13 protein-coding genes, 1 tRNA gene and 2 rRNA genes are annotated in these 22,042 nt (G+C 41.1%); 3 read left to right on the top strand and 13 right to left on the bottom strand.

The window, feature by feature from the left end; all coding sequences use genetic code 11:
* Positions 1 to 27: 27 nt before the first annotated feature.
* From fabG to EDC51_RS07085, 6 genes are all read right to left on the bottom strand, one after another.
* Positions 28 to 756 (bottom strand): 3-oxoacyl-ACP reductase FabG, encoded by a 729-nt coding sequence (gene fabG / locus EDC51_RS07110; protein WP_025267359.1) that lies wholly within the window; start codon positions 754 to 756, stop codon positions 28 to 30.
* A gap of 106 nt (positions 757 to 862) precedes the next feature.
* Positions 863 to 1,798 (bottom strand): ACP S-malonyltransferase, encoded by a 936-nt coding sequence (gene fabD, locus EDC51_RS07105; RefSeq protein WP_131928544.1) that lies wholly within the window; start codon positions 1,796 to 1,798, stop codon positions 863 to 865.
* Positions 1,799 to 1,938: 140 nt separating this feature from the next.
* Positions 1,939 to 2,685: an epoxyqueuosine reductase QueH gene (locus tag EDC51_RS07100; protein WP_025267361.1), complete on the bottom strand. Its 747-nt coding sequence runs from the start codon at positions 2,683 to 2,685 to the stop codon at positions 1,939 to 1,941.
* A gap of 91 nt (positions 2,686 to 2,776) precedes the next feature.
* Positions 2,777 to 3,760: an octaprenyl diphosphate synthase gene (ispB, locus tag EDC51_RS07095; protein WP_025288915.1), complete on the bottom strand. Its 984-nt coding sequence runs from the start codon at positions 3,758 to 3,760 to the stop codon at positions 2,777 to 2,779.
* Positions 3,761 to 3,964: 204 nt separating this feature from the next.
* Positions 3,965 to 5,245: an HlyC/CorC family transporter gene (locus EDC51_RS07090; RefSeq protein ID WP_015431806.1), complete on the bottom strand. Its 1,281-nt coding sequence runs from the start codon at positions 5,243 to 5,245 to the stop codon at positions 3,965 to 3,967.
* Positions 5,246 to 5,333: 88 nt separating this feature from the next.
* Entirely contained in the window at positions 5,334 to 6,131 is a 798-nt protein-coding gene (locus EDC51_RS07085) for a cytochrome C assembly family protein (RefSeq protein ID WP_015431805.1), read from the bottom strand.
* 198 nt (positions 6,132 to 6,329) lie between these two features.
* Here EDC51_RS07085 and glmM point away from each other — a divergent pair, with 198 nt between their 5' ends.
* From glmM to serA, 3 genes are all read left to right on the top strand, one after another.
* Positions 6,330 to 7,664 (top strand): phosphoglucosamine mutase, encoded by a 1,335-nt coding sequence (glmM, locus tag EDC51_RS07080; protein WP_015431804.1) that lies wholly within the window; start codon positions 6,330 to 6,332, stop codon positions 7,662 to 7,664.
* A 68-nt stretch (positions 7,665 to 7,732) separates the two neighbouring features.
* Positions 7,733 to 8,392 carry a ribose-5-phosphate isomerase RpiA gene (gene rpiA, locus EDC51_RS07075; RefSeq protein WP_025267363.1) on the top strand — a complete coding sequence of 220 codons (660 nt, stop codon included), beginning with the start codon at positions 7,733 to 7,735 and terminating at the stop codon, positions 8,390 to 8,392.
* A gap of 26 nt (positions 8,393 to 8,418) precedes the next feature.
* A complete protein-coding gene (gene serA / locus EDC51_RS07070; protein WP_015431802.1) occupies positions 8,419 to 9,648 on the top strand; it encodes a phosphoglycerate dehydrogenase in 1,230 nt (409 codons plus the stop codon).
* A gap of 117 nt (positions 9,649 to 9,765) precedes the next feature.
* On the opposite strand, the gene EDC51_RS07065 is transcribed toward serA, so the two are convergent.
* The 7 genes from EDC51_RS07065 to rrf (EDC51_RS11065) form a co-directional block, all read right to left on the bottom strand.
* Complete coding sequence (locus tag EDC51_RS07065) at positions 9,766 to 16,608, bottom strand: Ig-like domain-containing protein (protein WP_131928543.1); 6,843 nt, start codon at positions 16,606 to 16,608, stop codon at positions 9,766 to 9,768.
* A gap of 205 nt (positions 16,609 to 16,813) precedes the next feature.
* On the bottom strand, positions 16,814 to 18,046 hold the full coding sequence (locus tag EDC51_RS07060) for an HlyD family type I secretion periplasmic adaptor subunit (protein WP_015431799.1): 1,233 nt from the start codon (positions 18,044 to 18,046) through the stop codon (positions 16,814 to 16,816).
* Positions 18,046 to 20,232: a type I secretion system permease/ATPase gene (locus EDC51_RS07055; protein WP_131928542.1), complete on the bottom strand. Its 2,187-nt coding sequence runs from the start codon at positions 20,230 to 20,232 to the stop codon at positions 18,046 to 18,048. The genes EDC51_RS07060 and EDC51_RS07055 overlap by 1 nt, the downstream gene beginning before the upstream one ends.
* Positions 20,233 to 20,235: 3 nt before the next feature.
* Positions 20,236 to 21,495 carry a TolC family protein gene (locus EDC51_RS07050; protein ID WP_249038485.1) on the bottom strand — a complete coding sequence of 420 codons (1,260 nt, stop codon included), beginning with the start codon at positions 21,493 to 21,495 and terminating at the stop codon, positions 20,236 to 20,238.
* A 175-nt stretch (positions 21,496 to 21,670) separates the two neighbouring features.
* Positions 21,671 to 21,786: ribosomal RNA gene (gene rrf, locus EDC51_RS07045) — 5S ribosomal RNA — on the bottom strand.
* A 71-nt stretch (positions 21,787 to 21,857) separates the two neighbouring features.
* A tRNA-Asp gene (locus EDC51_RS07040) sits at positions 21,858 to 21,934 on the bottom strand.
* 14 nt (positions 21,935 to 21,948) lie between these two features.
* Positions 21,949 to 22,042, bottom strand: a 5S ribosomal RNA gene (gene rrf / locus EDC51_RS11065); the annotation flags it as partial.

Below are 22,042 nucleotides of genomic sequence, written 5' to 3'. Positions count from 1 at the left end.
TACAAAATCCGACCTCTTCAAAATTATCTAGCTCATGTATAAGCCGCCATTAACATGTAGCGTTTCACCGTTGATATAACGGGCATCTTCAGATGCTAAGAAAGCGACAGCTTTGGCAATATCAGACGGAGAACCTAATTCACCAGATGGAATCTGGCTTAAAATCACATTCCGTTGTTCTTCGTTTAGCTCATCCGTCATATCAGTGGCAATAAAACCCGGAGCTACAACATTTACCGTAATACCACGACTTGCCACCTCTTTGGCAAGTGATTTAGAAAAGCCGATCACACCTGCTTTTGCCGCACAGTAGTTCGCTTGTCCTGGGTTACCCATTGAACCAACGACCGAGCCAATAGAAATAATACGACCGAAACGTTTTTTCATCATTGAACGCATTACCGCTTTTGATAGGCGATAAACGGAAGTTAAGTTAGTTTGCATAATGTCAAACCACTCATCATCTTTCATTCGCATTAACAGATTATCACGCGTAATCCCTGCGTTATTAACTAAAATATCAATGTCGCCAAACTGCTCTTTGATGGCTTTTAATGCTTGCTCAATAGAGGTTTCATCGGTTACGTTAAGTACCAAGCCTTTACCTTTTTCGCCTAAATAGGCAGAGATAGATTCTGCGCCTTTTTCGCTGGTTGCGGTGCCGATAACAAAAGCACCTTTCGCGATTAATTCTTCAGCAATCGCTTTCCCAATACCACGTGTTGCGCCTGTTACTAATGCGATTTTATTTTGCATTTTTTCTTTCCTATTTTGATAAAATTGCAGGGTTATACTGCGTACGTCCGTAGGCGCATGCAATACGCCCCTACAATCTTCATTAAACAATGGGCATTAGCCCGTATTAAAATTCTACTGCGTCAAATGAAGCCACGTCATTCACCGCTTTCGCATTTAATTCTTTCATAATACGAGAAGTTAAACCAGTTAATACTTTACCCGGCCCGATTTCATATAACGTTGTAATGCCTTCTTTCGCCATTTTTTCTACTGTTTCTGTCCAACGCACAGGGCTGTAAAGTTGGCGAACTAAGGCTAAGCGGATATTTGCAGGATTCGTTTCTTCTTGCACATCCACATTATTAATAACAGGGATTTGTGGTGCATTTAATGTTAAAGAAACTAACGCCTCAGCGAGTTTATCTGCTGCTGGTTTCATTAATGCACAGTGTGAAGGTACGCTTACCGCCAATGGTAATGCACGTTTTGCTCCAGCTTCTTTACATAATGCACCTGCACGTTCTGCTGCCGTTTTCGTGCCAGCAATGACCACTTGCCCCGGTGAGTTGAAGTTTACCGCTGAAACTACTTCACCTGTTTCACTTGCCGCCTGTTCACAGGCTTTGATAATACCCTCATTATCTAAACCGATAATGGCATACATTGCACCACTACCTGCTGGCACAGCTTCTTGCATTGCGTTACCACGCAATTCCACTAATTTAATTGCATCTTGGAAATCCAATACACCAGCACAAACCAGAGCTGAATATTCACCTAAGCTATGCCCTGCCATTACAGACGGTTTTTGTTCAGGGAATTTCTGTTGCCAAATGCGAAATAATGCAACACTTGCCGCAAGGAGCGCGGGTTGAGTACGATGAGTTTGACCTAAATCTTCAGCCGTACCATTTTGCACTAAATCCCATAAATCATAGCCAAGCACTTGGCTTGCTTGTTGGAAGGTTTCTTCTACCACTGGATAAAGAGGAGCAAGATCTGCAAGCATACCAACCGCTTGTGAGCCTTGCCCTGGGAAAACCATCGCGAATTTTGACATTGTTTTTTCCTTTTTAAATTTGAATATGAATGATGTTCATATGTAGGGACGCAATGCTTGCGTCCACGGACGTACGCAGTACGCCCCTACAATGTATTTTGCAAAAAATAGATTAAAAACCACCGTTTGTGGTTCTCTGTTTAATCTGGTGAATAATAAAGTTTCCCAATTTCAATCCGCTCACGCCCTGTTTCTAACCGCCATTTATTAGTATCACGCAATGAATATACGCAACCACAATACTCTTGTTGATAGAAACGCTCTCGCTTACTGATTTCAATCATACGCTGCGATCCGCCGCCTTTGCGCCAATTGTAGTCCCAATAAACTACATCATCATATTTGGCAGCTGCACGATGTCCACAGTCGTTAATTTGATTCATATCTTTCCAACGAGAAATCCCTAAACAACTGGTAAAGACTGGAAAACCATTATTATGGGCATATTCCGCTGCTTTTTCAAAACGCATATCAAAGCACATTGTGCAGCGGATACCACGTTCAGGTTCCCATTCCATACCTTTGGCTTTTTTAAACCACTCTTTGCGGTCGTTTTCGTAGTCATCATCTAAATCAATAAACGGAATACCCCACTTTTCAGCAAAGCGAATATTTTCTTCCTTGCGGATTAGATACTCTTTCAGTGGGTGGATATTCGGATTATAGAAATAAATCGTAAATTCAATCCCTGATGCATGAATGGCTTCCATCACTTCACCTGAGCAAGGTGCACAGCAAGAGTGAAGCAGTAATTTGTTATGCCCATTTGGTAATTCTAATTTTGGACGCACAAAAGGGGCATTAGGATCTTTTTTTTGATTTTGTGCACGGCGTCTTGCTCGCACACTTTGAATATGTTCAATGGGTTGTTGATTTTGTTCAGTCATTTTTATTATAGGGGCGAATGTCATTCGCCCAATATCCATTTTTATTTAGGGTGAATATCATTCGCCCCTACAAATAATTCAATTTAGCAGATTAATAAGAACGATCCACCGACAAATATGCCAGCGAGATCAAGGCTTGTTTATAATCACTTTCAGGTAAATCTTTTAAGCAATCCACTGCTTTTTGGGCTTCTTCACGAGCCTTTTGCATGGCGTAATCAAGCGATTTATTTTCTGCCATAATCGCTAACACTTCGCCAATTTTTTCACGTTCACCACCGTTTTCAATGGCGTAGCGAATCAATTCTGCTTGGCTTTCCGTGCCATGTCGCATTGCATGTAGCAATGGCAATGTTGGCTTACCTTCTACCCAATCATCACCCACGTTTTTACCCAATTTCTCCGCATTGGCAGAATAATCTAACACATCATCAACTAGCTGGAATGCGGTACCGAGATAGCGCCCATACATTTTCATTGCTTCAATTTGGTTTTCATTAGCATTTGCTACAATCGCTGCACATTGTGTTGCCGCCTCAAATAGGCGAGCAGTCTTACAGTAGATCACCATCATATAGTTTTCTTCGGTTGTATTCGGATCATTGACATTCATCAATTGCTGTACTTCACCTTCAGAAATCACATTGGTCGCATCTGACATGACTTTCAGCATTGCAAGGGATTGCAAACTTGCCATCATTTGGAAAGCACGAGTGTAGATAAAATCGCCGACGAGTACGCTTGCTGCATTACCAAATACCGCATTTGCTGTATCACGCCCACGACGTTTATCTGATTCATCAACCACATCATCGTGTAGAAGAGTTGCAGTATGTACAAACTCAATAAACGCTGCTGATGTAATATGATCTTGCCCTTGATATCCCAAAGCTCTTGCCGCAAGCACAGCAATTAACGGACGAATACGTTTGCCACCACCCGCAATAATATAATGCCCTAGCTGATTAATCAGCACCACTTCAGAATTCAGTTGGGCAAGAATGGCTTGATCGACTGCTTGCATATCACTTTGAGCAAGCATCGCAATTTGTTCGAGAGAGAGTTGGCTAGTCATTGATTTTTGTGTTTACGATAGAAAATAACCGTAGATTTTACCTGAAAGCAGTCAGAACGGCAAAAAAAGAATGGTAACAAGCGGTCTGATCCGATGAGAATTTTACAAAAGAGAATCCCCCCTTTGTGATAAGGGGAGATAAAATATGATTTGCGCTCAGACACATTGATGTTTCAACTAAAAATGAATTGCGCTTTTTCCTAATCAATGCGAATGCTCAACAACCTCTAACATTGGTTCAACTCGCGCCAATTTCACCATATTATCCGCCACTTCTAAAACAGTGACTTTTAGGTTTAATAGCATGAATTGCGTATCTTCATCGGGGATTTTTTCCAAATGCTCTAAAATTAATCCATTAAAAGTACGGACCTCATCTAATGGCAAATTCCAGTCAAATAATTTATTCAGATCTCGTAAGTTTGCTGAACCTTCGATCAGTACTGAACCATCAGATTGTGGTTTAACTTCTTCTTCAAGCGTTGGTGCTGTAGAGGTGGTAAATTCCCCCACAATCTCTTCTAAAATATCTTCAAGCGTAATGAGTCCTTTAATGTCGCCATATTCATCCACTACCAAGCCAATACGTTCTTTATTCTCTTTAAAATTAATAAGCTGCGTGTTCAATGGTGTGCCTTCAGGGATAAAATAAACTTCATCAACCGCACGAATGAGCTGCTCTTTGGTAAATTCATTACGTTCAAGCATTAGTCGGAAGGCTTCACGCACTCGTAACATTCCAAGAATATTTTTATCCATATTGCCTTTGTAGATCACAACCCGTGCGTGCGCAGCTCCGGTGAGCTGTCGCATAATTGCTTTCCAATCATCATCAATATCAATGCCGCCAATATCGTTTCGGGGGACCATAATGTCATCAACCGTCACTTTTTCCATATCTAAAATGGAAACCAGCATTTCCTGGTGCGAACTTGGAATATATTTACCCGCTTCTAGCACCGCACTACGTAGCTCTTCAGGGCTTAAACCTGCTTGTTCAGAACGGCGAATATGCAGTAATTTCATGAGCCCACTGATGATTAAATTCATCAGAAATACGACAGGGAGCAACAATTTTTTAAGCGGAGTAAGGATATAGCTGGCAAAAAAGCCAACTTTTTCAGGATAAATTGCGGCAATTGTTTTCGGCAGAATTTCGGCAAATACCAACATCACAAAGGTAAGCAATCCGGTAGCAATCGCTACACCAGCTTCTCCTGAAAGTTGCATACCAATCATGGTTGCAATAGCAGAAGCAGCAATATTAACCAAGTTATTACAAATTAAAATGAGACTAAGCAAAATATCGGTTTTCTCAAGTAGCTTTTCTGCTTGCTTGGCCCCACGATTACCTTGCTTGGCAAGATTGCGCATTTTGTAGCGGTTTAAAGACATCAGCCCTGTTTCTGAGCTAGAAAAAAAGGCAGAAAGAAAAAGAAGAATAGCCAGAGCAATAAATAAACTGCTCAAGGGAATACTGTCCAAAATTAAAAATCCTTTATAAGTTAATCACCGTAAAGCACAATATGAAACGACAAGGGCGAATAACTATTCGCCCCGACAATTTGTTACCTTACACCATTCTGCTCGCAAAATAAGCAAATGTGAGCAATATCATACCTGAAAGTGAATAAATAAGCACCCGATTTCCTCGCCAATGCAGTTTCCATTGCCCTAATAGTAAGATCGCATAGACTAACCAAGCAATAGAGGAGAAAATCGCTTTATGGATATGCTCATTTGCAAAGAAATTATGCAGATAAATCATGCCTGTGATTAATGCCAAAGTCAGCAAAATCTGAGCAACTAATGTTAAATTAAAGAAATGGCGGGAAACGGTCATTAATGCCGGCAAATCTGGTGAAAATTGTTTAGCTTTTAATTTGCGATCCAACCATTTAAGCTGAAATGCATAAAGCAGTGCAATAAAAAACAGTGCATAAGAAAATAGCGCCATCGCTAAATGGAACAACAAACCTTTATCTTCGGTAAGCTGCTTTATTACACTGCCTTCCACAAAGCTTGATACAGCAACGCTCACAATGCCTAAGGCATAAATAATCGATACCGGAAACCAGATCGTTTTCCAGCGCGGCAACGCTATTGTCGCCAGTAAACTCATAATCACGCTAATCAGAGATGCTACATTAGCTAATGTGAAATTTTGCCCATTCTGAGCGATAAAAAGGTGGGACAGATCGACTAAGTGCAACAAAGTCGCTAGGCTACCTGCGATTACCACCATGTTTAAATTAAATCTGCTGCTCACTTTGCTTTTTTCTATATGTTTATGTACAGGCGCAATCCCTGCTAGCACCCCAAAATGCAAAGCAATTAGATAGACCAGAATCGTCAAAATCGCAAACAACATTTTACTCAACCTGCAAAATACGAATAGTTTTCAACATGCTGCTAACTTAGCAGTTTTCCTTGGTTTTGGCTATGGCAGGGGACAAAATTTCGCAAAATTTCCTGAGATTTCGCCCGCTTGCAAGCTTTAAACTGGCAATACTTAGCAAGAAAAGTTAAGATAGCGTTAATTTTTATGTTTATTATAAGGATTTATCGTATGGCTGAACGCAAATACTTCGGCACCGATGGTGTACGCGGCAAAGTCGGCAAATTCCCCATTACTCCAGAATTTGCATTAAAACTCGGTTGGGCAGCAGGAAAAATCCTCGCGACTCAAGGCTCAAAAAAAGTATTGATCGGTAAAGATACCCGTATTTCTGGTTATATGTTGGAGTCTGCATTAGAAGCAGGCCTTGCTGCTGCTGGCTTATCCGCAGCATTTACTGGCCCGATGCCAACACCGGCTGTAGCCTATTTGACTCGGACATTCCGAGCAGAGGCCGGGATTGTAATTTCCGCTTCTCATAACCCCTACTACGATAACGGCATCAAATTTTTCTCTGCAAAAGGTGAGAAGTTACCCGATGAAGTAGAAGAAGCGATTGAAGCCCTGCTTGAGCAACCAATGGATTGTGTTGAATCAGCCGAGCTAGGGAAAGCAAGCCGAATTAACGATGCTGCTGGTCGCTATATTGAATTCTGTAAAAGTACTTTCCCTGCACATTTAAGCTTGGAAGGCATGAAAATCGTAGTGGACTGTGCAAATGGCGCAACCTACCATATCGCTCCAAGCGTTATGCGTGAATTAGGCGCAGAAGTCATTGAGATTGGTACTCGCCCAGATGGCCTAAATATTAATGAAAAATGTGGCGCAACCGATATTCAAGCCTTACAAAAAGTTGTGCTTGAAGCGGGAGCAGATGTTGGTTTAGCTTATGATGGCGATGGTGACCGCTTGATTATGGTCGATCATTTAGGTAATAAAGTCGATGGTGACCAAATCCTGTTTATTATTGCACGCGAAGCCTTGCGTGCAGGTAAATTACAAGGTGGTGTTGTCGGGACATTGATGAGCAATATGAGCCTAGAAATTGCGCTCAAACAACTGGCTATTCCATTTGCGCGCGCCAATGTTGGTGACCGTTATGTATTGGAATTATTAAAAGAAAAAGGCTGGAAATTGGGCGGTGAAAATTCAGGGCATATCATCGTGCTAGATAAAAATACCACTGGCGATGGAATTATTGCTTCATTAGAAGTATTAGGCGCAATGGCGGCACATAAGTTAAGTCTAAATGAGCTTGCCAAAGCGGTGCCGCTTTTCCCGCAAGTATTATTAAATGTTCGCTTCGAGGGTGGTGAAAATCCTCTAGAAAGCGATGAGGTTAAAGCGGTAGCAAAAGCGGTTGAAGAACGTTTAGCCGGCAAAGGGCGCATTCTACTGCGTAAATCAGGTACTGAGCCATTAATTCGCGTAATGGTAGAATGCGAAGATGGCGAACTAGCCCAACGCAGTGCAGAAGAAATTGTGGATGCGGTAAAACGCAACTGATAACAAGCGGTGCATTTTGCAGAAAATTTTGCAAAATGCACCGCTTGATTTTTTTAGAGGAAATGAAAATGGATCAACTTGAAATGAAAAAAATTGCTGCACGTGCGGCATTACAGTTTGTACAACCTGATACGATTGTTGGCGTAGGTAGCGGTTCTACCGTAAACTGCTTTATTGAAGCACTGGGCGAAATGTCTGATCAAATCAAAGGGGCCGTTGCTGCATCTAAAAATTCGGAGGAATTACTCCGAGCTCAAGGGATTGAAGTATTTAGCGCGAATGAAGTGAGCTCGCTGGATGTGTATATTGATGGTGCAGACGAAATTACGCCGCAAGGCTATATGATTAAAGGAGGCGGTGCAGCACTCACACGTGAAAAAATTGTGAGTTCACTGGCAAAAAAATTCATCTGTATAGTGGATAGCTCAAAACAAGTCGATGTGTTAGGCTCTACATTCCCGCTCCCCGTTGAAGTCATTCCAATGGCTCGTTCTTATGTTGCTCGCCAGATTGTCGCATTAGGTGGTAACCCTGAGTATCGCGAAGGCGTAGTGACCGATAACGGTAATGTTATTTTAGATGTGCATAATTTTAAAATTATAGAGCCGTTGAAAATGGAACATACGCTCAACAATATTGCTGGTGTCGTAACTAATGGGATTTTTGCGCAACGTTATGCAAATGTTACTATCGTTGGCACACCAGATGGGGCAAAAATTATCGAATAACCTCACAGATATAGGAAGCAAACACAATGACTAAACTCTCTCTCGACAAAAGCAAAATTAAGTTTGTACTGCTAGAAGGTGTACACCAAAATGCGGTAGATAGCCTAAAAGCGGCTGGCTATAGCAATATTGATTACCATAAAAAAGCGTTAGATGATGCCGAATTAATTGCGGCGATTAAAGATGCGCATTTTGTTGGTATTCGATCTCGCACCCATTTAACAAAAGAAATTTTAGCACAAGCAGATAAGCTTATTGCTATTGGTTGCTTTTGTATTGGTACGAATCAAGTCGATCTTGAAGCAGCAAAAGCGTTAGGCATTCCTGTCTTTAATGCGCCATTCTCGAACACGCGCTCTGTTGCTGAATTAGTATTGGGTGAAATCATTGTGTTAATGCGCCAAGTGCCAAAGGCTAATGCTGAAGTACACCGAGGTGTGTGGAATAAATCAGCCAGTGGCTCAAATGAGGTACGCGGCAAAAAACTTGGGATTATTGGTTACGGGCATATCGGTACTCAGCTCGGCATCTTAGCTGAATCGGTTGGTATGCAAGTTTATTTCTATGATATTGAAACAAAGCTCCCTTTAGGCAATGCACAGCAAGTCGATAGCCTAGAAGAATTGCTCAGTATCAGTGATGCAGTTTCACTACATGTGCCAGAAAATGCAACCACCAAAAACCTGATCAATGCCGAACGCTTAGCTCAGATGAAAGATGATGCTGTTTTGATTAATGCCGCTCGAGGTACTGTGGTTGATTTAGATGCATTGGTAGAAACGCTTTCTCATGGCAAACTGCGTGGAGCAGCATTAGACGTATTTCCTGAAGAACCGGCTTCTGCTCATGATCCTTTTAACTCTCCACTTTGCCAATTTGATCACGTTATTCTTACACCGCATATTGGTGGCTCAACCGCCGAAGCCCAAGCCAATATCGGCACTGAGGTAGCGAGTAAATTTGTGAAATATTCTGATAATGGCTCAACATTGTCTGCAGTCAATTTTCCAGAAGTTTCTCTGCCAGAACACGCAGGTACAACCCGTTTACTCCATATTCATGAAAACCGCCCAGGTATTCTAAATAAAATCAACCAGATCTTCGTTGAAGCGAATGTGAATATTGCTGCGCAGTACTTGCAGACAGATCCTGCGATTGGCTATGTTGTGATTGATGTTGAAACACCGCATAGTGCAGATATGCTTAATAAGTTAAAAGCGATTGAAGGCACTATTCGCGCAAGATTACTCTATTAACGTTTTATGCCTTAGTCTTGATAGCAAGCGCTCGCTTTTAACAAATTTTTTGCAAAATCTCATTCGTATAAAAAATCCCCATCATCTTTAGGATGATGGGGATTTATTCTTAGCTCATTACACTAAGGTGAAATGATTCTGATCCAAAGCATATAGGCTTTGTACCGTAGCAAAATGAACTGCATCTACATTGCTACTTTCTTGGTAACTTAATTCGCCATTTGATTTATCGTATTTAATGTAATTCATGACATTTTCGACACTATCAATTGCACTAAATACGGCTTTAGAAAGTTCGATTTTATCGCCCTCACTAAAATCAACAATAGTATCAACATTGCCATTTAGCGCGGTATTGAATACGAAAGTATCATTGCCATCACCTCCGGTTAAGGTATCAGCGCCTAAACCACCAATTAAACGGTCATTACCTGCGCCACCGTTTAAATTATTGCCAATATTATTAGCAACCAAAGTATTATCTAGCTCATTACCCGTAGCGATTGTTGCAGTTGTGCCCATGAGGGTGAGATTTTCAACATGATCGCCAAGTGTGTAGTCAATAAAGCTGATTACAGTATCAGTCCCTTCATTTACAAGTTCAATGACTTTATCACCTGCACTATCAACCACATAGATATCATTGCCTTCGCCACCATGCATTTCATCGTTACCCGCACCGCCATCTAGGTAGTCATTCCCTTTACCACCTTTCAATACATCGTTGCCCTTACCGCCCAATAAATTATTGTCTGCTTCATTACCGATAAGGATATCGTCATAGTCAGAACCAATGGCATTTTCAATTTGTGTACCGTATCCAATAAAGGCTTGACCTTCCACAAATTCTTTTACCGTGCGCGTATCGCTTTCTAAAACTTTAGCGTTTGGATCAAGTTCATCAGCGAACCATTCTACTGCATTATATTTAGTGGCTGATTTAATCGTGAGCATTTTCTCTTGTGTGCCCCGATAAATCCATGAGCCAGGCTTGAGGTTGATATAAACTTTGTCGTTTTCCATTGATGCATCAAAGGTATCAACGCCATTACCATCCCAAATATAAATGCCGCCAAAATCTTCTGCATCCGCAAAACGTTGGAATGAATAAACATCATCACCAGCACGAGTATTTGGATTCACACCATAGCGATAATGCATTGCAGCAAGATCATAACCAGTAACAGCAAATGCTGTTTTATCCCCATAGTTGTAAGACATATAGCTCAATAGCGTGGTATCTTCAATAGAGCCAGCTCCCATCCCACCAAAGGTTGTATCTCGTTTTTCATCCGTGAAATACAAGGAGGTGTGGTTATAACCAAAGTTATGAGTTAATTCGTGGATAGAAATATAAGCAGACCAACCGGTATTTCCCCAATATACGCCACCGCCACCATGAGCATTAAAGATGAGATCCACACCTTGAGTAGCAAATGCAGAAGCTGCTGTATTCGGGTGTTTACCTTTCGAAATATTAATGCCGGTGCTATCCAAAATGAAATCATTGCTGTACTCAAATTTTACGTTCACATACTCATCGAATTTAGCAAAAATTTGATGCAATAATTCTTTATGCTCATCATCAAGATCCAAATATGTTCCTGCAATCGCACCATCTCTCATTTTGCTTGCATATTGCCCATTACCTTCATCCGCAGAAACAAAGTGGTATTTAATCACCGCATTTTCACCGCCACCAAATGGCACTTTGCTGTAATGGTTGTAACCATAACTCGCACCACGGAACATATCCATAAAATAAGGATAATTAAATTCCTCTGGGTTTTCTTGTTCTAAATGGTTGTATTTACGCTTATCCGTCGGTATATCTGCATGCAGTGGCTGAACATAGTCGCTGCTCACATTTTCTGGTGTAAGGTAAGCCTCAATATCACTCACTTGAATCGTGTTATTTGCCAAATCAGTGGTAATTAAAGTTGCGGTTACTACTTTTTCATTGTTTTCAGCAAGTAGAGCCGCTGGTACATTCACATTGAAGGTATTATTTGCTTGTACCTCCGCTTGATATAGTTTGCCACCCAGCTCAATTTCGACAATATCACCAGCTTTTGGTACTAAGCCTGACACCTTACCGCTAATAGTTGCCATTTGTTCATTTGGCACTTTAATGCTATATGAACCATTGCCATTATCTACAACATAATCCCCCGTTAAAGTTAGGCTATCATAAGTCACTTTGGTATTGTTATGTCGACGGAACCAGTAACCTCTATCATCACTTGCCGGAGTAAAAACATTACTAGTTGTACCAAAATCAAAACTGATCGCGCTACCATCCATTGCCGCGACTTCTGCTACTGGCATTTTTAACTCGAAAGTTTGTGTTTTGTAATCTAATGAGGCTGTATAGCTATTCTCACCAATAAGCACTTTAAAGCTACTTACGGCAGAGGCATTCATTCCTCGTTTGAAAAGACCACTGAGCTCTACTTTACCAGTAATAGTCATCATGCCACCTAATTCTGAGTAGGCTGCAAAATTACTATTGATCTCAGTAATATCAACTTTCGCTAACGCATCTGGACTAACAGTATAGCTTTGAGCTGTGCTTGCATGTGCAGCATTTGAACCTGTCACAGAACCTTTGACTAAGTAGCCTTTATTATTTACCAATTCACTTGTCGTTATTTCAGCACTGAAAGTGAGATCATCTTTAACCGTTGCCACTACATCTTTGCCATTTAGGCTAATAAGTACAACACTACTTGGGCTTGCCGCAGAACCTGATATTTTTCCTTGGATAACCGTTTTTTCTGCTCTTGCTTCCGTCACATTAATGAAATTATCGATCCCTGCAACAGAAACAATCTCAATTTGAATATCACCTTTTACAACGTCATAGCTGATTGTAGCTTGGGCATCTGCACTATTTCCAGCAGGATCTTGAGTGACAACTGTTGCAAGTATTGCTGGCACTGTATTTTCAGTCAAATCGCTTGTTTTAACGGCAACAGAGAACTGACCTGTACTGTCGGTAATTTCTGTACGATAAGTCTGCCCATTGACAATAAGTGTTACTTTGTCATTTTGGTAAAATTCACCCGAAACTTGACCGCTTACCATCACACTTTCACCTGCTTTGTCCACATCAAGCACACCATTTTCTGCTATTGGATTTAGCGTGATTTGCACTGCTGGCAATGTAAGATCGACCGTGAAGTTCGCATTACTTTCTGCATTTGCTACGTTATGCGCCACATCTTTTGCGCTCGCTTTGACTGCAATATCAAATTGTCCTTCATTGGCAGCGAGTAAGATGGTTGGCTTAGCAGGGAAAGTATATGACCATGTTTGTGTATCTTCATTAACTTCCGCCACATATTCCTTGCCATCAAACTCAAGGATCACTTCCACGCTCCCCGCTTTTACATCTGCTTTGTCGTAAGCTAATGAACCAGAGATAGTTAAATCTTGGCGAGATTCCGCAAGATTAATCATACTATCCGAACTAATAGGCTCAATATGAACGCTAAGCTCAGGGGCTGTAATATCAATTGTATAATTCTCCGTATCCGATTGAATCGCCTTCACATTGCCATAGCCATCTTTCACAATAGCATCAAGGACAATTGCACCTTTCCCCTCAGTTAAAGCCGTTTGCAATGCAACAAATGGTACTTCAAATTCCACTGCAATTTTGGCATTACTATTACTGTGGTAGAGAGGATTACCTGTAATTTTACCCTCATAAACGACACCATTAATGCTCACACTAGCAGACTCGGCACGGTCAGCAAACGCATTATTATGTCCATTGTAACCACTATGGAAATAGCCTGTTAGCTTCACAACACCTGATTGTTCCATTTCTGCATTCAGGATGCCCTCATTGCCAATTGGATCTAACTCTAACTGTAACAACGGTTCAAATACCGCGTTAAAATATTGGCGATATACCACATTATTCGTTCCACCATTACCATCTGGCATTATTGCAGAACCCGTTGCCACAACAGGTACACCATCACCATAATCTGCACTGTATTTTGCACCAATACGATAAAGTGGGAATTTTTGGTTGTTCCAGTTCGTTCCCCATCTATTATCAGCATGAGCTATAATCGCTGATTCTTCCGCGGTATAGCTGACCTTGAAAGTTAAATCATCTTGAATAACAACATCTTTCCAAACAAAAGACCATGGTCTTACTTGAGCAAAGACGTAGCCGACTTGCATAGTTTGCCCAGCAATACCATTCTCAACACGTCCAGAGAAAGTTAATCCAGCTTCAACTTCTGGCTGACTAATAAAATCATCTCCGGTAACGGAATCAAAAATAATTACAGGGGCTTCTTTACTTGAAGTGACTGTATAAACTTGGTTTGCAGAATTCTCTTCACTATTGCCCGCTTGATCTTTAACCGTGACTTTAACACTTACTGATTTATCATCTAATTGAGCAAGCTCCGCGCCCGATTGTATTAATGTCCACGCAGACTTCTCTTCATTGATAGTCGCAGAGTACTGCTTGCCGTTGATCGTCACAACAACATCTAGCTCAGTCACATCACTATCAATCTGACTAAGTTGCCCTGCAATCGTGATATTTCCACTCTCTGTCAGCGTATTAATTTTATTATCACCAGCAATCGTCAGCGTAGTTTGAGGCACGCTTAGTTCCGTATCTACTGTATAGTTACGGCTATTTTCAACACTTGGGTCATTTTTATATACTGCCTTAATGGTTGGTGCTTTATCACCTGTTTGTGAGAGTAACTCACCATTTACGGTTAAACTAAAATCGCCGCTCTCTCTTAAACGGGCTTCTTGAATTAATTTCCAACCTGTTTCACATTCAGGGCAAGAGCAATAAATCTCAATGCTATCGCCTTCCTCTCCATTAGCCACAGAGCCGACAATATCAATCTCACCTTGGCTCTCTACTCTATTGATAATGTCATCTTCGGCAATTGAAGTCAGCTCAATACGAATATCTCGCTGCTCAACTCTATAATTATGTGATGCAGCAGTAGTTAATGTATTTCCACTATCATCGGAGGTTGCAAGTGTAATGCTGATCCCTTCTGCTGCGTGATTAATTAAGGCAATCGTACCTACCTCTACTTCGAAAGTAAGCCCGCCATTACCATCATCTTTTAATACATTGTGATTGACGGTATTACCAACTTTAATCTCTACAATATCACCCGCTTTTGCTGCTGAGTGTTCCACATTTACCACATTTCCTCTAATCGTTGTGGTTGCTTGCTTACTTTCTGCATACTGAATAATGTCATCCCCTGTAATTGGCTCAAGCTGGATCAGCGGATCCACAATAAGTGTATCCACATCATAGATATGCACCAATTCACTCGAGGCTTCTAAACCTGAGGCACTTGTTGCTGTTGCTTTGAGCTTCAGGCTATTTTCGCCTTGCTGTAAAGCTAAAGTAGTAGCCTCAATTTCTAGTTCCCAAGCTTCGCCATTCACATTCGCTAGATAATTTTGACCATTTAGCTCAACTTCAACACGCACATCATTCCCTGTATCTACAATGACTGTACCGTTTAATAACAATTTACCTTGAGCTTCCACCATATTGATGCGGTTATCCTCTGTAATGGCATTTATGGTCAGCTGTGGTTCTGTTGGCTGTTCTGGCTCAGATGGTTGCTCTGGCACAGTTGGTTGCTCTGGCTCAGACGGCTGTTCTGGCTCAGACGGTTGTTCCGGTTCAGACGGTTGCTCTGGCTCAGACGGTTGCTCTGGCTCAGACGGCTGTTCTGGCTCAGACGGTTGTTCCGGTTCAGACGGTTGTTCCGGTTCAGACGGTTGCTCTGGTTCAGATGGTTGCTCTGGCTCAGATGGTTGCTCTGGCTCAGATGGTTGCTCTGGCTCAGATGGTTGCTCTGGCTCAGATGGTTGCTCTGGCTCAGATGGTTGCTCTGGCACAGTTGGTTGCTCTGGCTCAGATGGTTGTTCTGGTTCAGATGGTTGTTCTGGCTCAGACGGTTGCTCTGGCTCAGACGGTTGCTCTGGTTCAGATGGTTGCTCTGGTTCAGACGGCTGTTCTGGCTCAGACGGTTGTTCTGGCTCAATTGGCTGCTCTGGTTCAGACGGTTGCTCTGGCTCAGTTGGCTGTTCTGGCTCAGATGGTTGCTCTGGCTCAGATGGTTGCTCTGGCTCAACTGGCTGCTCTGGCTCAGTTGGCTGTTCTGGCTCAGACGGCTGTTCTGGCGCAGTTGGTTGCTCTGGCTCAGTTGGTTGCTCTGGCGCAGTTGGTTGCTCTGGCGCAGTTGGTTGTTCTGGCGCAGTTGGCTGTTCTGGTTCAGACGGTTGTTCTGGCTCAATTGGCTGCTCTGGTTCAGACGGTTGTTCTGGTTCAGGCGGCTGTTCTGGCGCAGTTGGTTGCTCTGGCTCAGTTGGCTGTTCTGGTTCAGACGGTTGTTCTGGCTCAATCGGCTGATCATAATCCGTTACAGCCTGATCTTCCGATGTCGCATCATGCTGTGCAGAGGAGGAGTCGCCATGAATAGCTAAAGCGGTCAACCCTCCGGCAACAGGTAATAAGCCCCATAACCAATTTGGATAAGTACTCCAGAATAATGTAGATAATTTCTCACCAGCTAAAATCTGTGGTGCAACCATTTCTTCAGCTAATACAGAGACCGCATCACTTGCCACACCCGATTCAGGAACATAAGCATAAATAGCCCCATTCTCATGTATGCCAATTAATAAATTGGTTTGCGCCTGCTCTTGTTCATAATAATTTTCGATGATGATCGCAGGCACACTATCACTGCCCTCTAACATAATAGTTAAGTCAGAACCACTACGTAATGCGGTAATATTTTGTGGTGCATAGCCACTAAGATGATCAATGAGTTGATAATTGACATGCTGCTGTGCAGGTATAACGATAGTTTCTGTTGCAACAGGCTGATATTCTGCAACAATTTTCGATGAATCCAATATTTTTACAGTGATAGACATTAGTTGAGTTCCTTTCAAGTCTTAAGTTGTGTTTAATTTGTGCAGTATACCAGACTAAAACGGTAAGGTTTATTTTTTTTCTCTATTAAAGAAAAAGGGAGATGAATTCATCTCCCTAAACTGTACTCATAATTTTGCAGAATTTCGGTAATTTTTCACCGCTTGTATAGGCTCTACGCTAATTAATGTTGCATAATTAAGCGTCCTAGCGCTCTTGTAATGCCTGTTTCATACGTGTAATCGGTTTGATCAGGTATTGAAAGATCGTTTTCTCACCTGTTTTAATATCTACCGTTGCCGTCATACCTGGTGAAATATCTAAACGATTGCCAGCTTTGTCTGTAATATAACTGCCAGACGTCTCAACTAATACTCGATAATATGCCTGATCTGGGTTAAGTTTCAACTCACTTGGACGACGATCATCTTGCAGTGTGTCTGGGCTAAGTAAAATTACTTTACCTTCTAAGCCCCCATAAATGGCATAGTCATAAGCACTAACTTTAATCAATGCTTCTTGTCCAACACGAATAAAAGCAACATCTTTCGGGCTAATATAGGCTTGTACAATTAAAGTGTCATCAAGCGGTACAATTTCTAAGATATCTTGCCCTGCTTGCACTACACCACCAACAGTATTGATCCGAATATTTTTAACCACACCACGTAGTGGTGCTTTAATTTGTGATCGCTCTACTGGATCAGCTCGCATAACCATATTTTCACGAGCCTGAGCAAGCTCAGATTCTGCCTGAACCAATTCATTGCTGGCATTTGCCGCATATTGATTTTTTCGTTCAGTAATTTGATTTGCAAGCTCCGCAGATTGGCGCTGCATTCTCAATAGTTCAACTTCCGACATCACCCCACGCTTTACCATCGGAGCAACAATTGCAATTTCACGATCCAGCAGCGCTTTACTTTTAGCGAGACCACTGACTGCATCTTGCATCGCACGACGGCGAGCATGATAAGCAGCAAGTTCACGCTCTCTAACCTCTTGTGCTATCCCGGCAGGAAATTTCAATGCCACCCCATAGGCTTCTGCTTGTAAACGACTAACGATAGCCTCAAGATTGTGTACTTTTGCTTCACTTTCACGCAAAATAGCAGAGCTACGTGTGTCATCAAGAGTCAGTAAAATTTGATCCTTTTCTACAATGTCTCCTTCCTTCACCTTCATTTCACTAATGATACCAGGATCCAAACTTTGAACGATCTGCTCTCGACTGCTTGGAATAACACTCCCCTGCCCACGAGTAACTTCTTCCAATGGGCTAAAGTAAGCCCAAATGACAAAAACAATCAGAAAAATGGCAAATAAAATAATTACCGCAAAAGATTTATGATGTTTTTCTGTTTGCAAAGCAGCATTTAAATCATTAATTAAGGATAAGTCAGCTTGTTTAACTTTTTCCTGTGTTTGATTCTGACGCATTATTTTTCCTCTGTTGTGTTATGCTTTTCTTTAGCAAACATTGGTTCTTTCATTGAAGTTACCTGCTGCTTATGCTGACTTTGTAATCGAGCCAATACTTCATCACGCGGACCATCCATAACCACCTTACCGTTATCCATGACAATTATACGATTAACTAATTTCAATACCTGTGGGCGATGAGTGACTACTACTAAGGTACGCTTTGCCAGCCATTGAGCTAATGCACGTAGCACCATATCTTCTGTTCCCTGATCCAGATCACTGGTTGGCTCATCTAGTAAAACAATCTTTGGTTCCTTTATCGTCATACGTGCTAATGCAACTAGCTGCTTTTGTCCCCCAGATAAGCCTAACCCATTTTCACCTAATGGCATATCCAATCCTTTCGGATGTCGCTGTACTAACGGTAATAACCCAAAACGTTGTAAAGCCTGCACTAAAATACGATCATCTGTGAGATTATCAGTACGAGCCATATCTAAATTTTCACGTAAAGTGCCTAGGAATAATCGTTCTGATTGAGTTAATAAGGCTATTTGACTACGTAGATAATTTGGATCAAGCTGACGAATATCCACGTCATCTAAAGTTACACCGCCTTTAGTTGGCTCATATAGACCAGATGCAAGTTTCAGTAAAGTACTTTTACCACTCCCCACTTTACCGAGAATCCCAACTTTTTCTCCTGCCTGAATATTGAGATTAATTCCATTCAATGTATCAGGAATAGCCTGCTCATATTGAAAAGCAACATTATGGAATGTTAATTTGCCTTGAACTTGCTTTAAAGTAATGTATTGACGAGAAGTGTCTCGCTCAATTGGTCGCTTGACAATATTATCTACACCTTTTAAGGCTAATTTAGCTTGCTGAAATCGAATAGCAAGAGAAGCTATTTGCCCTACGGGCGCTAAAGCTCTTCCTGAAAGAATAACTGAAGCGATTATCGCACCAATTGTAATACGTTCAGCTTCCACTTCTGCATGAACTAAATATGCACCTACCATAACAAGGCAGACTGTATTGAGTTGTTGCATTTTAGTTGAAAAGTTAGTAACAAAATTACTTAAGTCTTTGACTTTAATTTGAGCAGCTGAAACTTTTGCCGTATATGCATCCCAACGTTGTTGAACCCAGTTCACCGCATTATTTGCTTTCAGTGTCTCAATCCCATCTAGCGCTTCAACAATTAAGCCTTGTCGTTGAGAAGATTCTTTCATAGAATCATTCAAACGCGCAGCCAATTTAGGCTGTACTGCAAAACTGACGATAATCACAATTGTAATCACAATGAGCGGAACAATCGCTAACACGCCACCTATCAAATAAATCACAAAAACAAATAACAATAGGAAAGGCAAATCAACCAAAGCCAGTAGGCTCGCGCTAGTCATAAATTCACGCACTGACTCAAATTCACGCAAATTATTTGCATAAGAACCTGAGGAGATTGGTTTATCAATTAAACGTAATGCCATCACTCGGCGGAAGAGTGCTGAACTAATAATTAAATCTGCTTTTTTACCCGCGACATCAGTTAAATGTCCTCGAATCATACGCGCAACAAATTCGAAACCAATAGCAATCACTACCCCAATAGTTAATGCCCAAAGAGTTTCATATGTTTGATTAGGAATAACTCTGTCATACACATTCATTACATATAATGAATTGACTAACGCTAAAAAATTAATAATGAAACTTGCTAGAATTACCTGATAATAGTAGCCACGGAAACGCCAAATTACCTTCCAAAACCATGCCTTTGGCATATCATATTCAGGCAGTTCCGAACGAATGTCTGAGACCATCTTTGGTTTAATAAACCAGCAGTAACCTAGATAACTCTGTTCTAATACTTTGTGCTCAATGACTTGTTCTGCATCACCAGATTGGCGAATATAGTAACGTCGCTCTAACCCCTTACCTTCAATTTTTGTAATTACCACCGCCTCTTCATTTTGCAAAATAGCAACAACCGGCACAGATAAGCTAGGTATTTCTTCCAAAGGGCGCTGAGAAATGGAATTTTCAAAACCATAACTTCTTAATACTTCAATAACTGAGTGAAAATTCACTTTATTCTTAGTATCTCGCACTATTTGAGCAGTTAATGCTTCTTTCGCAATAGGATTACCATAAATCTGCGTGACTAACGCAATATGTTCAATAATAGACTTCATTTATTACTCTTTATCTAAAGAAAGGGGGGCAATACCCGACCAAACGGATACTCTAGCTTGTGAAACAAGGTATAATAGTGCAGCATCTCGAAAATCATTACGAGCAGCAATTTCTGTTGCTTGAACCGTTGTGAGTTCTTGATAAGCATCTAATACATTTAAAAGTGATTTCATTGCAATTTGGAACTGCAATTCCGTATCTGTAACCACATTTTTCTGTAATGCAATCTGTTTATGTGCCACTTTAGCTAATTGTTGATTATGCACCATATCAATTTCTGCTGTATGTGCTTGTTGAGCAACCTCCAGTTCGATCTCTTGCATTCTTGCTTCCGCTGCTTTTTGTGAATAATAGCTATTGCGTTCTTGATACTTGCTCGCAGGGTTATATAAATCCCAAGACATATTAATATAAACTTCTCTTTCACGACGACTTGCGGAACCTTCCAAATTAATTGCAGGTAAGCGACGCGCTTTTACTGAATTGGCATCTGCCCTTGCTGCTTCAAACTCTTTCTTTTGTGCCACAAAAGTGGGGTTAGACTGTATATTTGAATTACGATATTTCGCAATAAAATGTTCTGCTGACACATTCAAAAATGGATCAACTAAATCAGCTGGCATTAAATTTTTAGGCGTATAACGGCTTAAGCGGCTCAATGCGTTATACATCGTTCGTTCATATTGCAAAAGAGTAGATTCTACCTGATTACGACGAGAAAGCGCTTCATTCAATTCAGAAATTCTCCCCTCATCGTAGGTAACAATAACTTTAAGCTCTTTAATCATCTTCTCATGACGCTGTAAACTTTCTTTATAAATCGAAATATTTTCTTTTGCCCGTAATGCTGCTAAATATAGACTCCCAATCTGCTGCCCTAACTGTTCACGAATCTCATAGAATTTATAGCGGAAAAAATCTTCTTTATATTTATCTCGTTCAATTTCTGATTCAATTGCTCCCCAAGAATAAAGATTAATCCGTCCCATAACACTAGGTCCTGAGCGACGATTGCTAGAATTTGTATGCTTTTGAGCAAGCACACCTGTATTTACCAGAGAAATCACAGGCTCATGCCCTGCCTCTGAAATTTTAGTCTGGCTTTCCGCCATTAAAATATTTGCTCTTGCTTCATCTAAACTAGGATCTCTTTCTAGAGCAATTAGCAAGATTTCTTTTAAAGATACCTCTGCTAAAGCTGAAGCAGTTAATAGATTAAACAATATAGCAAACCATATTTGTAATACCTTATTGCATTTCATAAATTATCTCCTAGCTATGTATTCGCATTATAAAATTATCTTATCACTATTATTTTATTAAGCTACTATTTCATAAACATATTCATAATAGCTTAAACTACAAATAAATATTTTTATAAATAACACATAAGCAAAAACCCCAAGCCTTACGACTTGGGGTTCCCTTTAAATTAAACCCTGATGTTGCCCTACTCTCACATGGGGAAACCCCACACTACCATCGGCGTTACTGCGTTTCACTTCTGAGTTCGGAATGGAATCAGGTGGAGCCACAGCACTATGGACATCAGGAAAATCCTGTTAAATTTTATCGTATTTCTAAAATAAAATAAGCGAATTTTCTATTCGCTTATCAAATAAAGTGGCGGAACGGACGGGACTCGAACCCGCGACCCCCTGCGTGACAGGCAGGTATTCTAACCAGCTGAACTACCGCTCCGCATTAAAATAATACCCTGATGTTGCCCTACTCTCACATGGGGAAACCCCACACTACCATCGGCGTTACTGCGTTTCACTTCTGAGTTCGGTATGGAGTCAGGTGGGA

Origin of the sequence: Bibersteinia trehalosi (assembly GCF_004346205.1) — a bacterium.
Taxonomy (GTDB): Bacteria; Pseudomonadota; Gammaproteobacteria; order Enterobacterales; family Pasteurellaceae; genus Bibersteinia; species Bibersteinia trehalosi.
This window is presented reverse-complemented; position numbering and strand designations above follow the sequence as displayed.

Bases quoted from the DNA above. Each gene is read 5' to 3' on its own strand.
- fabG (WP_025267359.1), bottom strand. From the start codon at position 756: ATGCAAAATAAAATCGCATTAGTAACAGGCGCAACACGTGGTATTGGG.
- fabD (WP_131928544.1), bottom strand. From the start codon at position 1,798: ATGTCAAAATTCGCGATGGTTTTCCCAGGGCAAGGCTCACAAGCGGTT.
- EDC51_RS07100 (WP_025267361.1), bottom strand. From the start codon at position 2,685: ATGACTGAACAAAATCAACAACCCATTGAACATATTCAAAGTGTGCGA.
- ispB (WP_025288915.1), bottom strand. From the start codon at position 3,760: ATGACTAGCCAACTCTCTCTCGAACAAATTGCGATGCTTGCTCAAAGT.
- EDC51_RS07085 (WP_015431805.1), bottom strand. From the start codon at position 6,131: ATGTTGTTTGCGATTTTGACGATTCTGGTCTATCTAATTGCTTTGCAT.
- glmM (WP_015431804.1), top strand. From the start codon at position 6,330: ATGGCTGAACGCAAATACTTCGGCACCGATGGTGTACGCGGCAAAGTC.
- rpiA (WP_025267363.1), top strand. From the start codon at position 7,733: ATGGATCAACTTGAAATGAAAAAAATTGCTGCACGTGCGGCATTACAG.
- serA (WP_015431802.1), top strand. From the start codon at position 8,419: ATGACTAAACTCTCTCTCGACAAAAGCAAAATTAAGTTTGTACTGCTA.
- EDC51_RS07065 (WP_131928543.1), bottom strand. From the start codon at position 16,608: ATGTCTATCACTGTAAAAATATTGGATTCATCGAAAATTGTTGCAGAA.
- EDC51_RS07060 (WP_015431799.1), bottom strand. From the start codon at position 18,046: ATGCGTCAGAATCAAACACAGGAAAAAGTTAAACAAGCTGACTTATCC.
- EDC51_RS07055 (WP_131928542.1), bottom strand. From the start codon at position 20,232: ATGAAGTCTATTATTGAACATATTGCGTTAGTCACGCAGATTTATGGT.
- EDC51_RS07050 (WP_249038485.1), bottom strand. From the start codon at position 21,495: ATGAAATGCAATAAGGTATTACAAATATGGTTTGCTATATTGTTTAAT.